Origin of the sequence: Xanthomonas fragariae, from assembly GCF_900183975.1 — a bacterium.
Taxonomy (GTDB): domain Bacteria; phylum Pseudomonadota; class Gammaproteobacteria; order Xanthomonadales; family Xanthomonadaceae; genus Xanthomonas; species Xanthomonas fragariae.
In genome coordinates, this window is sequence record NZ_LT853882.1 from 918,791 (window position 1) to 939,592 (window position 20,802).

Annotated in this window: 16 protein-coding genes, 4 tRNA genes, 2 other RNA genes and 1 pseudogene; 12 read left to right on the top strand and 11 right to left on the bottom strand. The window is 62.1% G+C overall.

Annotated elements, in window-relative coordinates:
- The first annotated feature begins 85 nt into the window (after nucleotides 1-85).
- On the top strand, nucleotides 86-889 hold the full coding sequence (locus tag PD885_RS04205) for a ferritin-like domain-containing protein (protein ID WP_002806608.1): 804 nt from the start codon (nucleotides 86-88) through the stop codon (nucleotides 887-889).
- Nucleotides 890-922: 33 nt separating this feature from the next.
- On the opposite strand, the gene PD885_RS04210 is transcribed toward PD885_RS04205, so the two are convergent.
- Nucleotides 923-998: non-coding RNA, sX9 sRNA (locus tag PD885_RS04210), on the bottom strand.
- A gap of 482 nt (nucleotides 999-1,480) precedes the next feature.
- Here PD885_RS04210 and PD885_RS04215 point away from each other — a divergent pair.
- Both PD885_RS04215 and PD885_RS04220 read left to right on the top strand, forming a co-directional pair.
- Nucleotides 1,481-2,734 carry a zinc-dependent metalloprotease gene (locus tag PD885_RS04215; RefSeq protein ID WP_088056667.1) on the top strand — a complete coding sequence of 418 codons (1,254 nt, stop codon included), beginning with the start codon at nucleotides 1,481-1,483 and terminating at the stop codon, nucleotides 2,732-2,734.
- A gap of 135 nt (nucleotides 2,735-2,869) precedes the next feature.
- Nucleotides 2,870-3,289, top strand: a complete 420-nt coding sequence (locus PD885_RS04220; RefSeq protein WP_002806612.1) for a hypothetical protein — start codon at nucleotides 2,870-2,872, stop codon at nucleotides 3,287-3,289.
- A gap of 136 nt (nucleotides 3,290-3,425) precedes the next feature.
- On the opposite strand, the gene lpxH is transcribed toward PD885_RS04220, so the two are convergent.
- The 8 genes and pseudogenes from lpxH to PD885_RS04260 all read right to left on the bottom strand — a co-directional run bounded on the left by lpxH (nucleotide 3,426) and on the right by PD885_RS04260 (nucleotide 14,253).
- Complete coding sequence (gene lpxH / locus PD885_RS04225; protein WP_002806613.1) at nucleotides 3,426-4,169, bottom strand: UDP-2,3-diacylglucosamine diphosphatase; 744 nt, start codon at nucleotides 4,167-4,169, stop codon at nucleotides 3,426-3,428.
- A gap of 359 nt (nucleotides 4,170-4,528) precedes the next feature.
- The gene (locus tag PD885_RS04230) at nucleotides 4,529-5,071 is read right to left on the bottom strand and encodes a phosphatase PAP2 family protein (protein ID WP_002806616.1); all 543 of its coding nucleotides are present in this window, start codon (nucleotides 5,069-5,071) and stop codon (nucleotides 4,529-4,531) included.
- Nucleotides 5,052-6,189: pseudogene (locus PD885_RS04235) on the bottom strand (glycosyltransferase family 4 protein). The gene PD885_RS04230 and the pseudogene PD885_RS04235 overlap by 20 nt, the downstream one beginning before the upstream one ends.
- A gap of 216 nt (nucleotides 6,190-6,405) precedes the next feature.
- A complete protein-coding gene (ppx, locus tag PD885_RS04240; RefSeq protein WP_040762556.1) occupies nucleotides 6,406-7,926 on the bottom strand; it encodes an exopolyphosphatase in 1,521 nt (506 codons plus the stop codon).
- 174 nt (nucleotides 7,927-8,100) lie between these two features.
- Nucleotides 8,101-10,203 (bottom strand): polyphosphate kinase 1, encoded by a 2,103-nt coding sequence (gene ppk1 / locus PD885_RS04245; protein ID WP_002806625.1) that lies wholly within the window; start codon nucleotides 10,201-10,203, stop codon nucleotides 8,101-8,103.
- A gap of 121 nt (nucleotides 10,204-10,324) precedes the next feature.
- The gene (phoR, locus tag PD885_RS04250; RefSeq protein WP_002806627.1) at nucleotides 10,325-11,653 is read right to left on the bottom strand and encodes a phosphate regulon sensor histidine kinase PhoR; all 1,329 of its coding nucleotides are present in this window, start codon (nucleotides 11,651-11,653) and stop codon (nucleotides 10,325-10,327) included.
- Nucleotides 11,654-11,729: 76 nt separating this feature from the next.
- Nucleotides 11,730-12,419 carry a phosphate regulon transcriptional regulator PhoB gene (gene phoB / locus PD885_RS04255; protein WP_002806631.1) on the bottom strand — a complete coding sequence of 230 codons (690 nt, stop codon included), beginning with the start codon at nucleotides 12,417-12,419 and terminating at the stop codon, nucleotides 11,730-11,732.
- A 187-nt stretch (nucleotides 12,420-12,606) separates the two neighbouring features.
- The gene (locus PD885_RS04260) at nucleotides 12,607-14,253 is read right to left on the bottom strand and encodes a M48 family metalloprotease (RefSeq protein ID WP_040762557.1); all 1,647 of its coding nucleotides are present in this window, start codon (nucleotides 14,251-14,253) and stop codon (nucleotides 12,607-12,609) included.
- A gap of 130 nt (nucleotides 14,254-14,383) precedes the next feature.
- Between PD885_RS04260 and PD885_RS04265 the strand changes: the two genes are divergently transcribed.
- The 4 genes from PD885_RS04265 to PD885_RS04280 all read left to right on the top strand — a co-directional run bounded on the left by PD885_RS04265 (nucleotide 14,384) and on the right by PD885_RS04280 (nucleotide 16,464).
- A non-coding RNA gene (locus PD885_RS04265) (sX9 sRNA) lies at nucleotides 14,384-14,457 on the top strand.
- Nucleotides 14,458-14,547: 90 nt separating this feature from the next.
- Nucleotides 14,548-14,856, top strand: a complete 309-nt coding sequence (grxC, locus tag PD885_RS04270) for a glutaredoxin 3 (RefSeq protein ID WP_002806636.1) — start codon at nucleotides 14,548-14,550, stop codon at nucleotides 14,854-14,856.
- Nucleotides 14,853-15,248 (top strand): carboxymuconolactone decarboxylase family protein, encoded by a 396-nt coding sequence (locus PD885_RS04275; protein WP_002806638.1) that lies wholly within the window; start codon nucleotides 14,853-14,855, stop codon nucleotides 15,246-15,248. The genes grxC and PD885_RS04275 overlap by 4 nt, the downstream gene beginning before the upstream one ends.
- A gap of 208 nt (nucleotides 15,249-15,456) precedes the next feature.
- Nucleotides 15,457-16,464 carry an isocitrate dehydrogenase gene (locus PD885_RS04280; protein WP_002806639.1) on the top strand — a complete coding sequence of 336 codons (1,008 nt, stop codon included), beginning with the start codon at nucleotides 15,457-15,459 and terminating at the stop codon, nucleotides 16,462-16,464.
- 288 nt (nucleotides 16,465-16,752) lie between these two features.
- Here PD885_RS04280 and PD885_RS04285 read toward each other — a convergent pair whose 3' ends face one another.
- Complete coding sequence (locus PD885_RS04285) at nucleotides 16,753-18,120, bottom strand: IS5 family transposase (protein WP_088056668.1); 1,368 nt, start codon at nucleotides 18,118-18,120, stop codon at nucleotides 16,753-16,755.
- A 115-nt stretch (nucleotides 18,121-18,235) separates the two neighbouring features.
- On the bottom strand, nucleotides 18,236-18,997 hold the full coding sequence (locus tag PD885_RS04290) for a Bax inhibitor-1/YccA family protein (RefSeq protein ID WP_002806643.1): 762 nt from the start codon (nucleotides 18,995-18,997) through the stop codon (nucleotides 18,236-18,238).
- Nucleotides 18,998-19,150: 153 nt separating this feature from the next.
- Between PD885_RS04290 and PD885_RS04295 the strand changes: the two genes are divergently transcribed.
- From PD885_RS04295 to PD885_RS04315, 5 genes are all read left to right on the top strand, one after another.
- Nucleotides 19,151-19,227, top strand: a tRNA-Pro gene (locus PD885_RS04295).
- 44 nt (nucleotides 19,228-19,271) lie between these two features.
- Nucleotides 19,272-19,348 (top strand) — tRNA-Arg (locus tag PD885_RS04300).
- A 33-nt stretch (nucleotides 19,349-19,381) separates the two neighbouring features.
- Nucleotides 19,382-19,458 (top strand) — tRNA-His (locus PD885_RS04305).
- A gap of 93 nt (nucleotides 19,459-19,551) precedes the next feature.
- Nucleotides 19,552-19,627 (top strand) — tRNA-Lys (locus PD885_RS04310).
- A gap of 254 nt (nucleotides 19,628-19,881) precedes the next feature.
- Nucleotides 19,882-20,784, top strand: coding sequence for an ATP-binding protein (locus PD885_RS04315; protein ID WP_145954071.1), 903 nt, complete (start codon nucleotides 19,882-19,884; stop codon nucleotides 20,782-20,784).
- Nucleotides 20,785-20,802 lie beyond the last annotated feature (18 nt).

The following is a 20,802-nucleotide window of genomic DNA, read 5'->3' on the forward strand; positions in this document are numbered from 1 at the left end:
ATGATCGCGGCCCTTGGTCGACACGCGATACGCAGGTTAGTGGCGATTTTGCGGCGAACAGAAACATCGGAGCGATGGAGTGACAATGGATCTTCTGCAAGCTGCACACGCCTGCCTGCGAGCGGTCGATCCGCTGGAGAAGGTCGCGCTGACGCAGCGGTATGCAGCAGCGTTTCGCGCCGACACGCTGCCGTTGCCCTCGCCGCAGGCTGCGCCGCCCGAGCCGATCTGCATGCCGGGCCGCCCGGCCGCGCCGGTGTTGGTGCATCCACGCGCGTTGCCGCGACGCGGATTGGGAACGCCGGAAGGACGCGCCGCCTTCATCCATGCCATCGCGCATATCGAACTCAATGCGATCGATCTGGCCTGGGATGCGGTGTATCGCTTCCGCGGATTGCCGGATGCGTTCTATGCCGATTGGGTAACGGTGGCTGACGACGAATCGCGCCACTTCATGCTGTTGCGCGCGCGACTGCAGGCGTACGATCATCACTACGGCGACTTCGCCGCGCACAACGGCCTGTGGGAAATGTGCGAGAAAACCGCGCATGACGGTCTCGCACGCATGGCGCTAGTACCGCGTGTGCTTGAAGCGCGTGGCCTGGATGTGACGCCGGCGATGATCGTCAAACTGTGCTCGCTCGGCGATGCCGCCACCGCAGAAGTACTAGAAATCATCTTGCGCGAAGAGGTTGTGCATGTGGCCGCCGGCTCACGCTGGTACCGTTGGTATTGCGAGCAGGCCGGCGTCGAGCCGCGCGCGCGCTTCAAGACACTGTTGCGTGAATACGCTGGCGGTTATCTGCATGGGCCCTTCAATGTCCAAGCGCGGCTGCTTGCCGGTTTCGATGAGGACGAACTGGCCGATCTGGTAGAGCAGGCTGGCTGAGCAGTGGGCAGATGCCTGCGCGATCTTCAAAGTGGCTAACAAAACGTAGCAAGCAGTCGCCAGCTGGGTGCAGACGGCGCGGAGGAACCGCAGTGTACGAGTGGTGCATACCGATCCGAGCACCGGCCGCGCCCGCCTGGCGATTGCGCAGTCGTTTTGTTAGCCACTCTTATTCCGCAATTTGTCGATGACTGCTTGATCGCAGATCGAAGCTGCCAATATCGACGCGGCGCGTCATGGTCTTCCGCAACGTTGGTCGTGAAGCAATCAGCTGATTGTCTGACTGAAGCAATCGCGTCGAAACATTTCGATTCGTGCGAGTGGCACATCGCATCGCGACATGGCATCTGAACGCGTCTGTCGCAGCACGCCATGCGCACGCACCCATGCGCTCCTACGACAGGAAAAGTGCGTTGTTTCCTTCTGCACAGCCGCCAGAATCGAATAAATTCATAGGTAAACATCACAAAACTAAAATTATTTCGTATAACAACTTGCAATTGGTACGACCCGTCGCGCCCTAATGGCGTACCGGGGGCAGGGGCCAGGTGTTTCACATCCGTAACTTCCATGTCTAACGAGAGAGAGACGATGAAGTCGAAGTCGATGTGCACTATGGTGGGCCTGATCGCCATGTGTCTGGCCGGTTCGGACGCCGCTGCCGGCAAGCCGCTGTATCAATTGGGCCCTGCGCTAAACCGCAGCGTAGCTGCCATAGCCGCTACCGAACCCGCGCTGCAAGGCTTGTTGAGCGCACCGTCCACTGTCACCGCGCAAGTGGTCCAGCTCGATGCCGGCGCGGTCACCGCGTCGGAAAAACTGCTGGAATTGCAGTTGGACGGTCAGACCATCACTGCCACCCAGGCCAGGGTCGATGCGTTAGAAGGCGGCGAAAGCGTGTGGTACGGCAATCTCGGCCCGCGTGCCAGCACCCGCGCACACACGCTATCGGGCGTGGATCCCTTGAATTCGGCCATCCTGGTGCTTAGCGGCGACACCATCACCGGCACCATTCGCTACGCCGGCAAACTGTATCGCCTACGCCCGCTTGCCGATGGCCGCCATGTGCTGGTGCAGGTGGAAGAAAGCCGCTTGCCGCAGGAGCATCCGGCCGAATACAGCCTGTTGCCGAAGATCGAGATGCCCAGCGACGGACGCGTCACCGCCGCCGCGGCATCGTCCGGCAGCCCGGCCACCACCCGCGTGCTGGTGGTCGCCACCAAGCAGGCGGTGACCGCGTACGGCGGCAACATGCAATCGCTGGTGCAACTGGCGGTGGCCGAGGCCAACCAGGGCTACATCAACAGCAACGTCGGCATCACCTTGCAGCTGGCGCGCTATGAGACCACCAGCTACACCGAAACCGGCAACTTCACCACCGACCTGCAGCGCTTCCGCGTGACCAACGACGGCTACATGGACAGCATCCACACCAGCCGCAATACCTATACCGCCGATGTTGGCGTGATCGTGTTGAACAACAGCAGCTACTGCGGCCTGGCCTCGGGAATCGGCTCTACGGCCGCAACCGCATTCGCATCGGTGTACTGGGATTGCGCTACCGGCTATTACAGCTTTGCGCATGAAATCGGCCATCTGCAGAGCACACGCCACGATGCCACCAACGATCCAGGCACCTCGCCGTACGCTTATGGTCACGGCTATCGTTACGGCAATAGCTGGCGCACCATCATGGCCTACGACTGCACCAGCGGCTGCCCGCGCTTGAACTACTGGTCCAACCCCAACATCAGCTACAACCGCGTGCCTATGGGCAATGCCAGCACCGCCGACAATCAGCGCGTGCTGGTCAACACCAAGGCGACGATCGCCGGCTTCCGCTGATGTTTCATTGATCGTTAGTAGTCGGCCCGGCACTGCATGCGCCGGGCCTTTTACCGCTACACCCGCGCGCGTTGATCGCGCAGACTAGGCGCACCGCCGGCAGTGGCCGGCCCTGTCTTGTCGAGCGGAGCACTTATGTCTACGTCCCTGCGTTATGCGGTTCTGTGCCTGGCCGCGCTAGCGGTTGCTGGATGCAAACAGGGGCCCGCCGACCCCGGTGCCACGCAACCCAAACCCGCGGTTGCCGTGCCCGCGCCGAACACCAGCAACGACGCTGAAGCACGAGCGCTGCATGTGCTCGAAGCACGCTTGCAGAGCGACCATTTTTATCCGGACAGCTGCATCAGCATCCTGTCCGAACAGAGCGATGCGCCCACGCCGGACGCCTTCGAATTTGCGGTGCACGAGCGCCATGGCAGCGGTTGCCCCGGTGATCCGCAGACCAGCCCGGTGCGCGACCGCTTCCGCGTGCAGGCCGGTGGCAAGGTGCTCTGGTACGACGTGGTCAATGCCGATTTTGTTGACTACACCGAACATACGCGTAGCGCGCAGTAACGTGCTTCGGTCGCAAACGGCGCGCATTAGTTGGAAGGTGGCGAGCAGTCGTCAGGTGGGTGTGGACGGTGCTCAGAACCGAAGTGATACCTGCCGCGCCCGCCTGGCGGTGAGCGCATTCGTTTTGTTAGCCGTTCTAAAGCGCTAATTGCTCCAGCGACACGCCATCGGCTTCGACGCGCAACACCGAGCCTTGTTCGTACCAGTCGCCCAGCACAATGCGTGTGCAGGTCTGGCCGCCGGCTTGCAGGGTGTGGATCGCAGGGCGATGGGTATGGCCGTGGATCAGACGGTCCAAACCGTAATGCACGAAGGTCGCTTCCACTTCGGCCGGGGTGACGTCGGTGATGGTTTCAAAGCGCGACTGGTCGCCTTGCTTGAGTTCTGCATGACGCGCCTGGCTCGCAGCACGTGCCTGCTGCGCGAATGCCACCCGTGCCGCTAGCGGCTGCGCCAGAAACTGCGCCTGAAACAGCGGGTCGCGGGTCTGCGCACGGAACGCCTGATACGCGGTGTCGTCGGTGCACAGCAAATCGCCGTGCATCAGCAGTGTCGGGTGCCCGTACAGATCGATAACGGTGGGGTCGGGCAGGATGCGGAAGGCCGCGCGCTGCGCGTATGCCTCGCCAACTAGAAAGTCACGATTGCCCGGCATGAAGAACACCGGCACGCCGCTATCTGCCACTGCGTGCAGCGCCACGGCAACCGCATCGGCAGCAGTGGAGGGCGTGTCATCGCCAATCCAGGCTTCGAACAGATCGCCGAGGATGTAGAGCGCGTCGCTACTGGGCGCCTGCGTGTGCAGGAAGTCCAGAAACAACTCGGTGATCGCCGGCCGGGCCGGATCCAGATGCAGGTCGGAAATGAGCAGTGTCGTCATTGCGCCATTGTACGGCGGGAGCGCGGGACGGGAGCCGGGCCGCGCTCCTGCCGGGATTCGGTAGTAGGCATTCGGGATTCGACGAAGCGTTGGATCGGCACCGCAACTGTCGTGCGCAAAGATGCCGCACCTACGGCGTCAAGTATTGGTAATGCATCCGGGGGCCAGAAATCCTGGCCGCCAGAGGTGGCCTGCTGGCGACAACCTCTTTCAATGCGCAGGTTCTCTCAGCAGCCAGGCCTTTCCTCGCTCCTGCGGGACCTTCGCCCCATAAAGGGGCCAATGTCCCGACGGGAGAAGGGGCCGGTGCGGACGCTTGCCTTTGCGTCAGGCGGGCCATTCGGCCGCCGATCAATTCATCAGCCCAACATCACCGGCAGGCCCCACAGCGATAGACCGGCCAGCAACACCCCGATCACCGTGGCGGCCAGCACATCGCTTGGATAATGCAGCCCCAGCACCACGCGGGAGAGCGCCACGCAGGCCGAAAACGGCACCAGCAGCGGTGCAAGCCACGGGTAGTAGGCCAACGCCACGATGCTGAAAGACACCGCGTGCAAGGTGTGGCCAGAGGGGAAACTGAACTCGTCCAGCGGCGCGACCCAGGCGCGAATGCGCACGTCGGCTGCGTACGGGCGGGGGCGACGGGTCCAGCGTTTAAGCGCTTTGTATAACGTCAGTGCCAGCACGCCGCTGGCGGCCATGTGTGCGGACGCACGCACACCGTCCATGCCGTCGACTACCACCAGCAAGCCCATCAGGCCGTACCAGAACACGCCGTCGCCCAGGCGACTGATCGTGGCGAATGCGCGACGTACCGGATTGCGCCGGCAACAGTGGTTGGCGCGTCGGCACCAACGCGCTTCGTGACCGCGCAACACCTCAAGCCGCGTTGACGACATAACGCCCCCGTGCAGCGGTGATGCCAAGCAGCACGGCTTCGAAATCGGAGACCACATTGTCAGGATGCAATTTCTTCATCGCCTGCGCGGCCGCAGTACCCATGCGCTGGCGCAGCGCGTCGTCTTCTGCCAGAGCGATAGTGGCCTGGATGAAGGCCTCATCGGTGTCCACCGCTGCACCAGTCTGGCCATTGCGCAGATACTCGCGTGCGGCGCCGTAATCGAAGGCGACAGTGGCCACGCCACTGGCCATCGCTTCCAAAGTCACGTTGCCGAAGGTTTCGCTGCGGCTGGGAAACAGGAACAGATCGCCGCTGGCAAAGTGGCGCGCCAACGTATCGCCGCGCTGGATGCCGCAGAAGATGAAGTCCGGGTTGTCGTGGGCGATTTTTTCGCGTGCAGGACCATCGCCGACCTACACGAAGCGCGCCTTCGGTCGGATCTGCTGCAGCTTGCGGAATGCGCGAATCGCCAGCGGTAAATTCTTTTCGTTGGCGATCCGCCCGACATAGATCGCCGCGAAGCCTTGGCCTTCGATGCCCCACTGGGCGCGCAATGCAAGGTCGCGGTGGTTTGGATCGAACTTCTGGCTGTCCACCGCGCGCGCCAGCAACTGCACACGCTCGAAGCCGCCGTCGCGCAGAAATTGTTGCAGCTCGTGCGTCGGTACCAACGTGGCGTCGGCATGGTTGTGGAAGCGTCGCATCCAGCGCAACGCAGCGCCTTGCAGCCAGGCGGCGCCGTATTCGGGCAGATATTCGTCGAAACGCGTGTGGAAGCCGGTGGCGACCGGAATGCCGAGGCAACGTGCCGCGCGCGCATCGCCGACCAGCCCAAGGGGCCTTCCGTGGCCACGTAGATCGCATCCGGTTGCCTCGTTCGCCAATGACGGATGAGATGTTGCGTGGCCGGCAGGCCGAATTTCAACCCCGGGTAACGCGGCAGCGACGCACCACGCACCAGCAGCGCGGTGGCCGTGTCGGTATCGCTGCCCTGGCGTGGGCGCACGACGTCCACCTGGTGTCCGCGTGCGCGCAGGCCGGTTTCTAGGCCATGCACGGTCAGCGCAACACCGTTGACTTCGGGGGGTAGGTTTCGGCAACGATCGCGTAGCGCATGCTCGTTCTCCCGTTTTCGCTAGCTTCCGGGAGCGCGATGGCATTGATATTGCGCCGCCAAGACGTGTCGGTGACAAGGGCGACGGGAGTGGGAATTCGAGATTGGAGAGTCGCAAAAGTGGTTTCCACGCATCTCGGCGATCACGTAACGCATCACGTGTCGCGATCGACGAATCGCGAATCCCTACTCCCGAATTCCGCCTGAGGCCGCCGGGATCAGGCGACAAATGGTTTGAACGCGATCCCCAGGCCGGCCATGCTTTCGACTTCGCCGATCAGATCGGCGCGTAGCAACGGGCGTGAGTCGATCCAGCTTTGCGACAGAATCAATGACAATTGCACGTCATCGGCGGTAAGTTCCAGGGTCGGGATCGGGTCGGTCTCGTGCGCGCGGTGCAGCAGCACCGCCAAGCGCAGCAGGGCGGCCTTGCGGCGAGTCGGCAACAGCAGCCGATCCGGCAGCGCCTCGAACGCGGTCTTTGGCACATTGCGCCGATGCGTGCGCACCAGCGATGCCAGCACCTGTTGCTCCTGCCGCGAGAAACCGGCGATATCCGAGTGTTCCAGGATGTAGCTGCCATGCACGTGGTATTGGCTGTGCGCGATGATCAGGCCCAGCTCGTGCAGGCGTGCAGCGCGGCGCAACACCTGCGCATCATCGCCATCCAGTTGCCAGGATTCGCAAACCTGGTCGAATAGGCGGCATGCGGTGGCTTCCACACGCTGCGCCTGTACTTCCTCGATGCCGTAGCGTTGCACCAGCGAGGCCACCGAGCTGTCGCGCGGGTCGTTTTCGCCGCCGCGGCCGAGCATGTCATACAGGATGCCTTCGCGCATCGCCGCCTTGCTGACCATCAGCTTCTCCAGGCCCAGGGCTTGGAATGCGGCCTCAAGCACCAAAATCCCGCCGGCAATGATCGAGCGGCGCTCAGCGGCCAGGCCAGGCAACTGGATGTCTTCGATGCGCTTGGCCTTGAGCAGTTCTTCACGCAGCGCCGGTAGCGCCTCGGCGGTGATCGCGCCCTTGGTGAGCTTCATTGCCGCACAGATTTCGCCGATGGCTTTGTGCGTGCCGGATGAGCCGATCGCCTCATGCCAACCCAGCGCTTTGTACTGGTTGGCGAACTGCTGGAACTCGGCACCGATCTCGGTCAGCGCGTCCTTCCATTTTTTTTTCGACAGCTTGCCACCAGGGAAAAAGCGCCGCGTGCTGGCGATGCAGCCGGCCTGCAGACTTTCGCGTTCCAGCGTCTGAAAACCGCGGCCGATGATGAATTCGGTCGAGCCGCCACCAATATCGATCACCAGCCGGCGTTGATCGGGCTTGGGCGGTTGCGCATGTGCCACGCCCAGGTAGATCAGGCGCGCTTCCTCGCGCCCGCTGACTACTTCGATCGCGTGCCCGAGCGCGGTTTCAGCCGGCATCAAAAACGCCTGTGGCGAGCGCAGCTGACGAACTGTGTTGGTGGCCAATGCGCGCACCCGCAAGGAGGGCACTTCGCGGATGCGCTGACCGAAACGCGCCAGGCATTCGAGCGCGCGCTCACGCGCTTCGTCGGAGATGCCACCTTTGCCATCCAGACCGTCGGCCATGCGCACGGTCTCGCGCAGGCGGTCGACGACGCGCAGCTGACCCATCAAGTAGCGCGCAATGACCATGTGGAAACTGTTGGACCCTAAGTCGATGGCGGCAAGCAAATCGCCATCGCACACGGGCGGTATCGTAGGGGAGGGCATTAGCATTGCCGCATGGTAGCCGATGGGCCGTTGCCCCGTGAGAGGCTATCAAAGCGATGGCGTTCGCCATCAAGAGGGCTGTCCGCTGCTGGGTGTCGCATGTAGCACTCGTCCACTACAGTTCCAAACGCGCATCCGCACCTACCGGACGGTCGTTAGTTTTCTCAGCCGCTCTCAGAGCCGATCGAGCAAGGTCATCTGCGCCGAATGCGCCGGCTCGCCCGGACCCGGTGTGCGCTTGTGGTACACGCCCTCGACATCCAGCTCCCAGGCGCTGACGTTGTCGTCCAAATAGTTCTGTAGCACTTCGCGGTAGGCGCGCTTGGCCAGGTCCGGGTTCAGGATCGGGAAGCAGGTTTCCACACGCCGCAGCAGGTTGCGTTCTAGCCAGTCGGCGCTGGCGCAATACAGTTCTGCCGCGCCATCGTTGCCGAACCAGTACACGCGACTATGTTCCAGAAAACGCCCCACGATCGACCGCACGCGGATGTTGTCGGAAACGCCCGGCACGCCCGGCCGCAACGTGCAGGCGCCGCGCACGATCAGGTCGATCTGCACGCCCGCTTGCGAGGCCGTATACAACGCGCGCACTACCTGCGGTTCGTTGAGCGCGTTCATCTTGGCGATGATGCGGCCGGGGCGACCATTGCGGGCCAGCCGGGTTTCGCGTTCGATCCGTTTCAGCACGCCGGCATGCAGCGTAAACGGCGATTGCAGCAACTGTTCCAGCTTCATGCGCGGCGCAAGCCCGGACAATTGCTGGAAGAGCATATGCACGTCGTTGCCGATTTCCACATCCGCGGTGATCAGGCTAATGTCGGTATACAGGCGCGCGGTGCCGCTGTGGTAGTTGCCGGTGCCCAGATGCACATAGCGTTTGAGCTTGCGCCCCTCGCGCCGCACGATCAGCAGCATCTTGGCGTGAGTCTTGAAGCCAACGACGCCGTAGACCACTTGCACGCCGGCTTCCTGCAATTTGTCGGCCAGGCCCAGGTTGGCTTCTTCGTCGAAACGCGCGCGCAGCTCCACCACCACGGTGACGTCCTTGCCGTTGCGCGCGGCCAAGATCAACGCATCGACAATCAGCGAATCCTTGCCGGTGCGGTAAAGCGTCTGCTTGATCGCCAGCACGTTCGGGTCGACCGCGGCCTGGCGGATTACGTCCAGGACCGTAGTGAAGGCATCGAAAGGATGATGCAGCATGACATCGCCCTTGCTGACGATCTCGAAGATGCCTTCGCTGTCGCGCAAGGTGCGCGGATTGAACGAGGGATACTTGAGTTCGGGGCGCTGCACCATGTCGTAGACCTGGGTGACGCGGCTCAGATTGACCGGCCCGACGATGCGGTACATGGCGTTTTCGTTCAGCCCGAAATTCTGCAGCAAGGTACGCATGATCGGCGCCGGGCAATCATGCGCGATCTCCAGACGCACCGCCGGCCGGTAGCCACGCGTGACCAATTCGTCGCGCAAGGCCAGTGCAAGATTTTCGACTTCTTCCTCGTCCACCACCAGTTCGGAATTGCGGGTGACACGGAACTGGTAAGAGCCCTTGACATGCATGCCCGGGAACAATTCGTCGATAAATTCGGACAGCACCGAAGACAGGAACACGAAGCTCTGCGTTCCGTCCGGCGACAAACTCGCCGGCAACTGGATGATGCGCGGCAACGACCGCGGTGCGCGCACGATGGCCAGGTGGCCGGCGCGACCGAATGCGTCCTGGCCTTCGAGCACCACCACAATGTTCAACGTCTTGTTGAGAATCTTCGGGAACGGATGTGCCGGGTCCAGACCCAAAGGCGACAGCACCGGCATGATCTCGTTGCGAAAGTACGCACGCAGCCAACGCTTCTGGCGCGAATTCCACACCGTGCGGCTGAGTACTGCCACGCCTGCCGACTCCATCGCTGGGCGCAGCACTTCGTTCCAAGCGTGATACTGCTGCTCGACCAACTTCGCCGCACGATCATGTACGGCGTTGAGGATGGCCATCGGGCTCAATCCATCTGGTGCGGGTGGCAGACCGAACTCCTGCGCATGCCGCACGGTGGCCGCCCGGATCTCGAAGAACTCGTCCAGGTTGGTGCAGGAAATGCACAGGAAGCGCAGCCGTTCCAGCAACGGCACCTGCTCATCCAGCGCTTGCGCCAGGACTCGGAAATTGAAGTCCAGTTGCGAGAGCTCCCGATTGATGTAGAACGCCGGATCGCGCAACGGATCGGTGGCGATGTCTTCGGACGGTGTTACGTCGTGCAAGTGTTTGGCGTGGCCCATGGAGTCGGTCATCAAGACGGAGATAGTGTGCGTCGTTACTGCGCACGACATGCAGCGTAGGCAATGCAGCGCGCGTTGTGCGGGCGCATCGCACCGCATTGCGGCGCGCACTTACTACATATCACGCCGAGCGTGTCAGTGGCAGTGACTGCTCGCGCTGCACCACGCGTGCAGCCACGAAGTGACACGAGAATTCGCTGCCGCGCCCCACCTCGCTTTCGATCTCCAGACGCGCCTGATGCAGCCCCAGGATATGCTTGACGATCGATAAGCCAAGTCCGGTGCCGCCGCTCTCACGTGAGCGGCTGCTGGATACGCGATAAAAGCGTTCGGTGATGCGCGGCAGATGCGAGGCGGGAATGCCGTAGCCAGTGTCGCGCACTGCCAGTGCCGCGCCATCGCCTTCGCACACAAAACGGATCGTCACTGTGCCGCCGCAGGGCGTATAGCGCACCGCGTTGGTGACCAGATTGGAAAACGCGCTGTGCAATTCCTTGTTGGAGCCGAGCAGGTCCACGCCGGCCTCATCGAACACCTCCACCGTGTGACGGCCCTGGCTGTGTGCCTCGGCCTCGCGACGCAAGGTCGAGAGCATCGGCGCCATCGCTACGTGTTCCTCGCCCAGTTCTTCCTGAGATTCCAGTCGCGACAGCGTCAATAGATCTTCGACCAGCTGCGCCATGCGCTGCGATTGCTTGCGCATTTCCGCCAGCATTGGGCCCGAATCGGGGAAGTCTCCCGGATCGAGCATGTCCAGATAACCGTGCACCACCGTCAGCGGCGTGCGCAATTCGTGTGAGACGTTGGCCACGAAGTCGCGGCGCACCTGTTCCAGCCGCAGCAGCTTGCTGACATCGCGCGCCACCAACAGCCAGTAATCGTCGGAGTAGGGGATCAGGCGCAGATTCAGGCGCAGATCCGGGTCGACCGGCGAGGCGGCATCGAGCATTGGCTCGGCATTTCGACCGGCCGCCAGCCAATGCGCCAGCGGTAACGGCTGCAGCCTCTCCACCACCGACACGCCCATGTCGCCGGGATGATGCAGACCGAGCAATCCACTGGCGGCCTTGTTGAACCACTGCACATGCTGGCTGTTGCGATCCACCACCACCACCGCGTCGGGCAACGCCTGCGCGGCGGCGCGATAGGTACGCAACATGTCGACCAGGCGGCGCTTGCGCCCGCGCATTTCGGCTTGGCTGCGATACAGCAACCGGTCCAGTTCGTTCCAGGCGCCGACACCGGCCGCCGGCTCGGCACGCTGACGTGCAGTCAGGCGGCGCAGCACCTGACGCAGCCGCCAGTAATGCCAGGCCAGCACACCCAATGCAGTGAGCGTCAGCGCCATCCATACGTGCCCGATCAGCACGCCCGCCAGCACGGCAGCGCCCAACAACAGCGCAAGGGTGCCGAGCGTCTTGAGCCAGGCGGAACGGATGTGTTGGGGCATGGAAGGCGTTACCACGAAGCGTCAAATAGGCATGCGACCTGGCCAACCTGCGGCCGGGCCGGCTTTGCGGCACGTACTAGGTTGCCGAAGAAAAACGATAGCCCGAGCCACGCACAGTCTGCACCATGTTTTCCAGGCCGAACGGTTCCAGCGTCTTGCGCAGGCGGCGGATATGCACGTCGATGGTGCGCTCCTCCACATACACACTGCCACCCCAGACATGATCCAGCAGCTGGGTGCGCGTATACACGCGCTCCGGATGGGTCATGAAGAAGTGCAGCAAGCGGTATTCGGTTGGGCCGATCGGCACTGGCGCATCGCCAGCGAACACCCGATGTGCAGCGCCATCGATGCGCAGCCGCCCCACCGCCACGCTGCCGTCTTCGTCGTCTTCGCGGGTACGGCGCATCACCGCACGGATACGTGCCAGCAACTCACGCGCTGAGAACGGCTTGACCACGTAATCGTCGACGCCGGCTTCCAGTCCACCGACGCGGTCGTTCTCTTCACCGCGTGCAGTCAGCATGATGATCGGAATCTCGCGGGTCAGCTGCTCTTTGCGCCAGCGGCGTGCAAGGTCCAGCCCGCTGGTGCCCGGCAACATCCAGTCCAGCAGGATCAGATCCGGCACGCGGTCGGCGATGGCGGTCTGCGCCTCGCGGGCGTCGCCGGCATGGATGGGTTCGAACTCGCCTTTGCGCAGCGCGAACGCCACCATGTCGCGGATCGCGGGTTCGTCGTCGACGATCAGAATGCGTTTCTGCACGCGGGGCTTACCGTCTTGCTTTGGTTGATCGCCAGTAGACTACGGTTTTGTGACTTTAATGTGACATTCGGGGCGCATGCCACATGGATCGAGGCGTTACGAAGCGGGCTGTGCCGCGCTCAACCAGTACATGCAGCGTTCTATTTGCACTGGAGAGACGCTGACACAGCGCAGCGCTTCGCAGGCATTAGCGCGTCGATAAATCCGGGTCGCGGATCCCTTGGCGACGCAGCTCCAGCACGGTCGGGGTAATCGCTGCAATGCGCGCATCCACACGTGCCCGTGTCACATAGTCGAGATCTTTCTTTTTCAGCGCTTCCAGCTGGATCAAAGCCTGCTCGGGGCGACCGTTCAAATACGCTGATTCCGCATACGCCTCGCTGGCGCGCAGATAATCGTCGGACAGCTCGCAGGCGCGGGCGTAGGTCTGCTGCAGCAACGGGTCTTCGCTATTGCGGTGCAGCAGCGGCTCCAGTACTTGGCGCGCGCGCTGGCCGGATTCCTTGCCGGCCTGCTCATTGAGTGCGCCGGCGTAGGTCAACGCCACTGCGCGATTGTTCGGCAATTGCTTGAGTAGCGCGTCGAAGCGCGCATTGGCCACCTCGCGCTGGCCGACGCGCGCCTGCGCCTCGCTCAGGCCCAGCGCCAGCCATGCGTTATCCGGATGCGCTTTGAGCAAGCTGGCCAGCTCGGCCAGCGGTTCGCCCGGCCGGCCACCGCTGTTACGCAGCCGCGCCAGCGCCAGCCCGTAGCGCTGCGCATCGGTCAGCCCCTGCTTGGCACTGCGACGCAGGTTTTCGTATTCGCGAATGGCTGCATCCGGCGTGGTCGCGCTGAGAACACGCAGGCGCTCCTTGGCCCAGTCGAAGCCCTGCTGATCGCCGCTCCGGCTGAGCGCATCCACCGGCAGCCGCAGCGCATACGGAAGCAGCGCATTGCCGCTAGGGCTGAGCCGCTCGGACAGCGACGGGTTGGCCGGGTCCACGCGTTCCTGACGGGTCTCGCCCGGCACCGAAGTAGTCACTACCACGGTGTTCTTTTTCATCTGCTCGGCGTGCGCCTTGGCTTCGCTGATGCGATTGCTGGTGACCGGGTGGGTCTGCAGGAAGTCCGGCGCGCTGTAGCCGCCTTCGTTGGCGCGCATCGCCACCGATATGCGCTCAAAGAAGCCGGCCATCGCGTCTACGTCGTAGCCGCTGCGCACCAGCGTGCGGATGCCCAGCCGGTCGGCTTCGGATTCGTTGGAGCGGGTGTAGTCGATCTGCCGCTGCTGCATCAGCCCCATCGCACTGGTGATGGTGGCCATGGTGGCGTCACCCTTGGAATTGCCGCCGGCCTGTTGCGCCGCGACCACCGCTGCCAGCATGCCGAGCAGAATCGGAATCTGGTCGCGCTGCGCACGCTCCACCCCGCGCAGCACGTGCTGTTGGGTGACGTGGGCGATTTCGTGCGACAGCACCGCGGCCACTTCGTCCTCACGCTCGGCGGTCAATACCAGCCCCGCATTGACCGCGACATAGCCGCCCAGGGTGGCGAACGCATTGATCTGGCGGTCGCGCAGCATAAAAAACGTAAACGGCTGCTGTGGTTGGTCGCTGTTGGCGCCTAGCCGGGTTCCCATGGCCTGCAGCCAATCGGTGATCAGCGGGTCGTCCAGCACGTAGTCGTAGTTGCGCAACTCGGCCAGCATCATCTTGCCGTACTCGGCCTGGCGCGCCGGGGTCAGCAACTCGCCGGCCGAGGAGCCGATATCGGGCAGGCGGCTTTCCTGCGCAGGTGCCACACCCATGGCGACGGCCAGCGTGAGGGCGGTGGCGAGCGGTAGCAGGCGCAAGTGGAACTCCCAGTTGGTGCGCTGAGCATGCGGGCAGCACGGCGCAATGGCGTGAATCGATAATATGAAGAGCCACAATCTAAGATTACTGCGCGTCCGCCAGGTGGACGCGGCCGGTATTCGGTGCGGCAGGTATCGTGTACACCGCGGCTTTCGCGCGCCGTCCGCACCCAGCCGATGACCGCTCGCTAGGGTTTGGTCGCCTCATCTGATCCACAGTGTTGCGGCGACGAGATGGAAATTCCAGTCGGCCGGTACCATGTGTCAGACCTCAGACCAACCACAGAGTTTCCCGTGAGCCAAGACCATACCGATCAGGACGCAGCCACCGGCCCGCAGATCACCCTGTATTCCTCCGCCATCTGCCCGTATTGCGTGGCCACCAAGAACTTCCTCAAGAGCAAGGGGCGGACCTGGACCGAGGTACGCATCGATCTCGACCCGACCGAGCGCAACAAGATGGTTGCGCTCGCCAAGCGCAGCAGCGTGCCGCAGATCTTTGTCGGCGACGTCCATGTGGGCGGCTACGACGACATGATGGCCATGCACCGCGCCGGCAAGCTCGAACCGTTGCTGGCCGGCACCGCGAGCGGTCAAGCATGAGTGGTGACGAAAGCGGCACGGAAGACCAACTGCGCGAGTTCACCGAATTTCGCCAGCGCACGAACCAGCGCATCCTGGCCGAGCCGAATCAGGTGGTGCGCCGCTTCTTCGCGCTGGACACGCAGACCTATCAGGCCGGCGCCCTGGACGTGAAGACCAAGGAGCTGCTCGGCCTGGTCGCCTCGATGGTGCTGCGTTGCGACGACTGCATCAGCTACCACGTCGCCCAGTGCAAAGAAGCCGGCGTGACCCGCGAGGAGTTCTTCGAGACCTTCTCGGTCGGCTTGGTGGTCGGCGGCTCCATCGTGATCCCGCATCTGCGCCGCGCGGTGGATTTTCTCGACCAGCTCGAAGGCGGCGCACAGGCACCGGCGCAACACGCGTACGACTGACGCAGGCCTGATCGCCTGCCAGGCATGACTCCAATGCGCCGCCCACCGAGGCGGCGCATTGCGTTGGGGCGGTTGCTGATCGTCTTTAGACTAACGTCGGTTTGGGCGCCTTCACCGGCATCGGGCATAATTGTTGGTGAAACCTCATTGCGCCGATCTGCCGGGTTTCCGGCTGGCGCTCCCCCCTTAAGTTCGGAAACCCAACGTTATGACGCAGACAATCACGGTCATCCGCGGCGACGGTATTGGCCCGGAGATCATGGATGCCACGCTGTTCGTGCTCGACGCGCTGCAAGCTGGCCTGACCTACGAATATGCCGACGCCGGCCTGGTCGCACTGGAAAAGCAAGGCGATCTGCTGCCCGAGTCCACTCTGGCCTCGATCACCAAGAACAAGGTCGCCTTGAAAAGCCCGCTGACCACGCCGGTCGGCGAGGGCTTTAGCTCCATCAACGTGGCCATGCGTCGCAAGTTCGACCTGTACGCCAACGTGCGTCCGGCCAAATCGTTTCCCAACACCAAGTCACGCTTTGCCGATGGCGTGGACCTGATCACGGTCCGTGAGAACACCGAAGGCGCCTATCTGAGCGAAGGCCAGGAAGTGTCGGCCGATGGGGAAGTCGCCGTCTCCGGCGCCCGCGTCACCCGCAAGGGCTCCGAGCGCATCGTGCGCTACGCCTTCGACCTGGCGCGCGCCACCGGCCGCAAGAAGGTCACCGCGGTGCACAAGGCCAACATCATCAAATCAACCTCTGGCCTGTTTTTGAAGGTGGCACGTGACGTGGCAGCGCACTACCCGGAAATCGAATTCCAGGAAATGATCGTCGACAACACCTGCATGCAGCTGGTAATGCGTCCGGAACAATTCGACATCATCGTGACCACCAACCTGTTCGGCGACATCATCTCCGACCTGTGCGCCGGTCTGGTCGGCGGCCTGGGCCTGGCTCCGGGCGCAAACATCGGCGTGGATGCGGCGATTTTCGAAGCCGTGCACGGCTCAGCGCCGGACATCGCAGGGCAGGGCAAGGCCAATCCGTGCGCGCTGCTGCTTGGCGCCGCGCAGATGCTCGACCACATCGGCCAGCCGCAGAATGCCGAGCGCCTGCGCGAGGCCATCGTGGCCACCCTGGAAGCCAAGGACTCGCTGACCCCCGACTTGGGCGGCACCGGCAACACCATGGGCTTTGCCAAAGCCATCGCCAGCCGCCTCTAAGCAAGCTCTGAATAACGCTTTCATGTGCTTTCGAGCAGCAACTGAGGCAATCGCCGCTATGCGTAAGTGATTAAGTTTTATCGTGGAAGATCGTCGCGATTGAGCGAAATTCCAAGTTCACTCACCACGTCGTGCGTTGTTCGCAAAGTCCTGAGCGACACCGCGACAGCAAAAAAGAAAGGGCGCCGAGGCCCCCTTTACTTTTTGTTTGAAACCATAGCGCGCAAGAAATCCACTTTTTACGATTCCCCATTCCTCGCTTAGTTAGTCGTCCCTGAAAAATCCCCGTCAAGCGCCAAGTGCCGTCGGTGACAGCGGCACGGCGCTCAAGGATGACCATCCCATCGCCCGCATCCAGGCACGCAAAAACGCGATCCAGCGCAGCAGCCAGCGCAGGTTGTAGCCGGCGGTGCAGCCGAGCACGTGCAGCGCATCGCCTTGGGCACCTTTCAGCCTGCAGCGACGCAACCTGCAGTCGTCTTTCAGATGTCCGAGCACCGGCTCCACCGCCTGTCGTCGCTTGATCCAGCGCCATTGCCGTCGCGTCAGCGTCTTGGCCTTGCCGCGATGCAGGACCTGCACGCCATCGACTTCGCGCCCGCGATAGCCCAGGTCCACGATCGCCACCGTCGGTTCTACGCTCACATCCTGCAGCAACCCGCGTGTCTGCTCCAGCTGCTCGGCCAAGGTATCGCCGTCGTACGGGTTGCCCGGGAAGCTGCGCGCACCCACGACCAATCCCTTGCAGGCGGTGACTGCAATGCCGACCTTGACGCCGAATTCGTACGCTTGACGCGCCTTGCCCTTGCCGATGCATTCCACTTCCGGGGCATGCAATGCGTAGAGTTTTTGTTTGTCCTTCGGACGCTGCGTGTACAGCCGTTGCGCACGTTCCAGCCAGACAGCGATGCGCTCGCGCACGCCGGTGTTTACCTGATCGAGTTTGCGTTGGATGTCGCGCACGAGCCGTCCCAGCACTGTGCGTTGACGTCGCAGCACGCGCTGCATGCGCTTGAACTGGCGCGCATGCGCATACCGACCTGCCTTGCGGCTCAGGGCCGGGCCTTGCCGCGCGTAGCTCTGCCGCAATCCGATGCCGTGCCGCTTGGCCAGTAACACCAGCTTCTTGCGTGCCACCTCCAGCAAACGGCTGTCGGTCGGATAGGCGATCGCCTTTTCCTGCACCGTGGTGTCCACGATCACCCGCGACAACTCGCGTGCGTCCACCGCCTGCATCGCATGTGCGGCGTTGATGGTGTGCGCCAGCAGCTCTTCCATCCCGGCCTCACCCAGGCGCTGCCGCCAGCGCGTCAGCGAGCTGGCATCGCACGGCAAACGCGTCTGGAACACGACCTCGCCGGTGAAGAACTGCCAGTACGGATTCTCCAGCCAACGCTCGCACACCGCTTCATCGGACAGGTCGTAGGCGTGTTTGAGGTAGAGCAAACCGGCAATCAGCCGCACCGGCAATGCCGGCCGACCGCCACCGGCCTGGGTGGCCGGCAAGCGCGATGAAAGTGCTTGCTCCAACGCCGTCCACGGCATCCGTTGGCTCAGCCGCGCCAGCGGATGACGCAGATCGATCTGGTTCTCCAGCCGCGAACGAAACAACTCGTCGGCGGGTCTGTCTTCGGCAGCAGGACGGCGTGTACGCATGAGTGAAAATTGCCAGAAACCAGCCTTCAGCGTAGCGAACACCGGTAGTTTTGGCACGCCGGTGCAGACATCAAGGCCTTGCGGTCGTTGGGTGGTTGGGGTTTTTCAGGGGCGACTAGTTACGCGACTGCAGCTTCGACAACAACCGCAGAAACTCAATGTACAGCCACACCAGCGTGACCATCAGGCCGAACGCGCCGTACCACTCCATGTGCTTGGGCGCCCCCTGTTCCACGACACTTTCGATAAAGTCGAAATCCAGCACCAGGTTCAGTGCGGCAACGACCACCACGAACAGGCTGAAGCCGATCCCGATCAGGCCAGAATCGTGGATGAAAGGTATACGCACACCAAAAAAGCCCAGCACGATGGTGGCCAGATAGACCAACGCAATGCCGCCGGTTGCTGCGACCACACCCAGCTTGAAGTTCTCGGTGGCCTTGATCATGCCGCTGCGATACGCGAACAGCAGTGCGAACATCGTGCCGAAGGTCAGCAGCACCGCCTGGAACACGATGCCGTTGAAACGCGTTTCATAGACCGCCGAGATCGAACCCAGGAAGAAGCCTTCCACGAGTGCGTAAAGCGGCGCGGTGATCGGTGCCCAGCTCGGCTTGAAGCTGGTGGCCAGAGCGAACACCAGGCCACCGATCGCACCGGCAATCATGCACAGCTTGGCCGCAGGCAGCGGCATGCCGTCGGCACCGATCGACCGCGACCAGGCAAACGCTGCGGTGAGCACAGCCATCAACAACAGCGCTCCCGTTTTGTTGACGGTGCCATTGAGGGTCATCGCCTGACCATCGCGCGTGACCACCGAGCCGGAGCCGAGGTCGAGAAACGTGGATTCCCGAAGGGCCGGGTTACCGCTACGCATGCGTGTTCTCCTTGAAATGTAGGTGCTTGCCGAGTTGACGAGCGTTGTTGCGAGGATACCGGATTATCTAATTTACACACGGTGATTGACAGCGAGGCCAATCGTTCTCAAAATAGCCGACCTTTCGAGCCTTCGGGATTTGAAAGGTCCCGCCGGGGTATAGCGCAGTCTGGTAGCGCGCCTGCTTTGGGAGCAGGATGTCGGGGGTTCGAATCCCTCTACCCCGACCATTCCCGATGCTTTTGGCAGCGTGGGAATGCGAAGTTCGGTCAGGGCGTCCGTAGCTCAACCGGATAGAGCACCGGCCTTCTAAGCCGGCGGTTACAGGTTCGAGTCCTGTCGGGCGCGCCATCGGTAGTATGTTAAGGAAACAGGTTTTCAGTGGTGGCTGTAGCTCAGCTGGTTAGAGTACTGGATTGTGATTCCAGATGTCGGGGGTTCGAGTCCCCTCAGCCACCCCATTGATTGCAGGTGATTGCAGGAAAGTTGTACACGATGCCTCGCGGAGTGTTGCAACGAAGCAGAAATGCATGCACAATGTGCGATCAGTTTCAGGGCCGTTAGCTCAGTTGGTAGAGCAGTTGACTCTTAATCAATAGGTCCAAGGTTCGAATCCTTGACGGCCCACCAATTAAATCAGCCACTTAGCGCAAGCCAAGTGGCTGTTTTTCTTTGTCTCGGGAAAAATCTCGGGAAAATAACGCGAGGGGAGGGGAGCTCATGAAGAAAATCAAGGACCGATGGCGGGGCCTAGCGAGAGCGAGGGCGCAGTGGCCCGAAGGACTCGAAGGGCCTATGTACTTGGGAGGCGTCGCGAAGAGCACCGACAGCCTGACTTCACGATCGATGAGGGCATCGCTATTGTGGCCCCGGTTGAGTTTGCTTTGGAAAATCACAACCATGACTTGGTCGTCTACTTTCTTCAGCAACTATGCAAAGCAGCAATTTCTTTCCAACAGTCAGGTCAAGCGCTGGTCATCGATTTCCGGCGGACGACGCTGATGGTGGCTAGTGCGACCCTCCTCTTTTTCTCAGAGTTGCAGAGGCTGCGGTCGATTTATCCCGGCCTTGGTCTCAGATGCATACCTCCAAAAGACCCAGCGGTCGCGGAGGTACTCCAGCATTTGAAGATATTTCAGCTACTGGGATACGAGAGCTCAGTGGTGCCTTCACGTCCGGATGTGATCTCTTGGCGCGTTGCGTCATCGTCTATGGTGGACGGCGTGCAGGTTGGCTCACTCATCGAGACGTACAGGTCACTTGGTAGTGAGCGCGCCAAACATCTGTTCCGCGGCGTTTCAGAGGCCATGGGTAATGCTGTCAACCATGCCTACATTGCTCCGCGAGGCGACGGCTTGCCTGCACCCCCTGCTGATAAATGGTGGATGTTCTGCCGGCAAGACGAGGACAATCTGGTGGTCGCAGTCTGCGACCTGGGGATTGGCATTCCTAAATCTTTACCTATGCTTTACCCAGAGGAGGCGTTCGTGCGCCTCCTGGATTTCGGGACTAGAGGGCGCATCCGATCTGACGCGTGGATGATCGAGGCAGCGATGCAGATCGAGAGGACAAGGACCTCTGCACGCGGGCGCGGTAAGGGTCTTGGGGACACGCGAAGGCTTGTTGACGAAGTCCCAGGCGGGCGCTTGGTAATCTTGAGTAATCGTGGACAGCTGCAATATAGAGGAGGTGCCTACGAGCGGAAAAATTATGAACAGTCGATTAAGGGGACAGTGGTCCTTTGGGTGGTTCCTCTGAATGGTGGCGGTCATGGTGAGTCCAATTAGTCGTCCCTGAAAAATCCC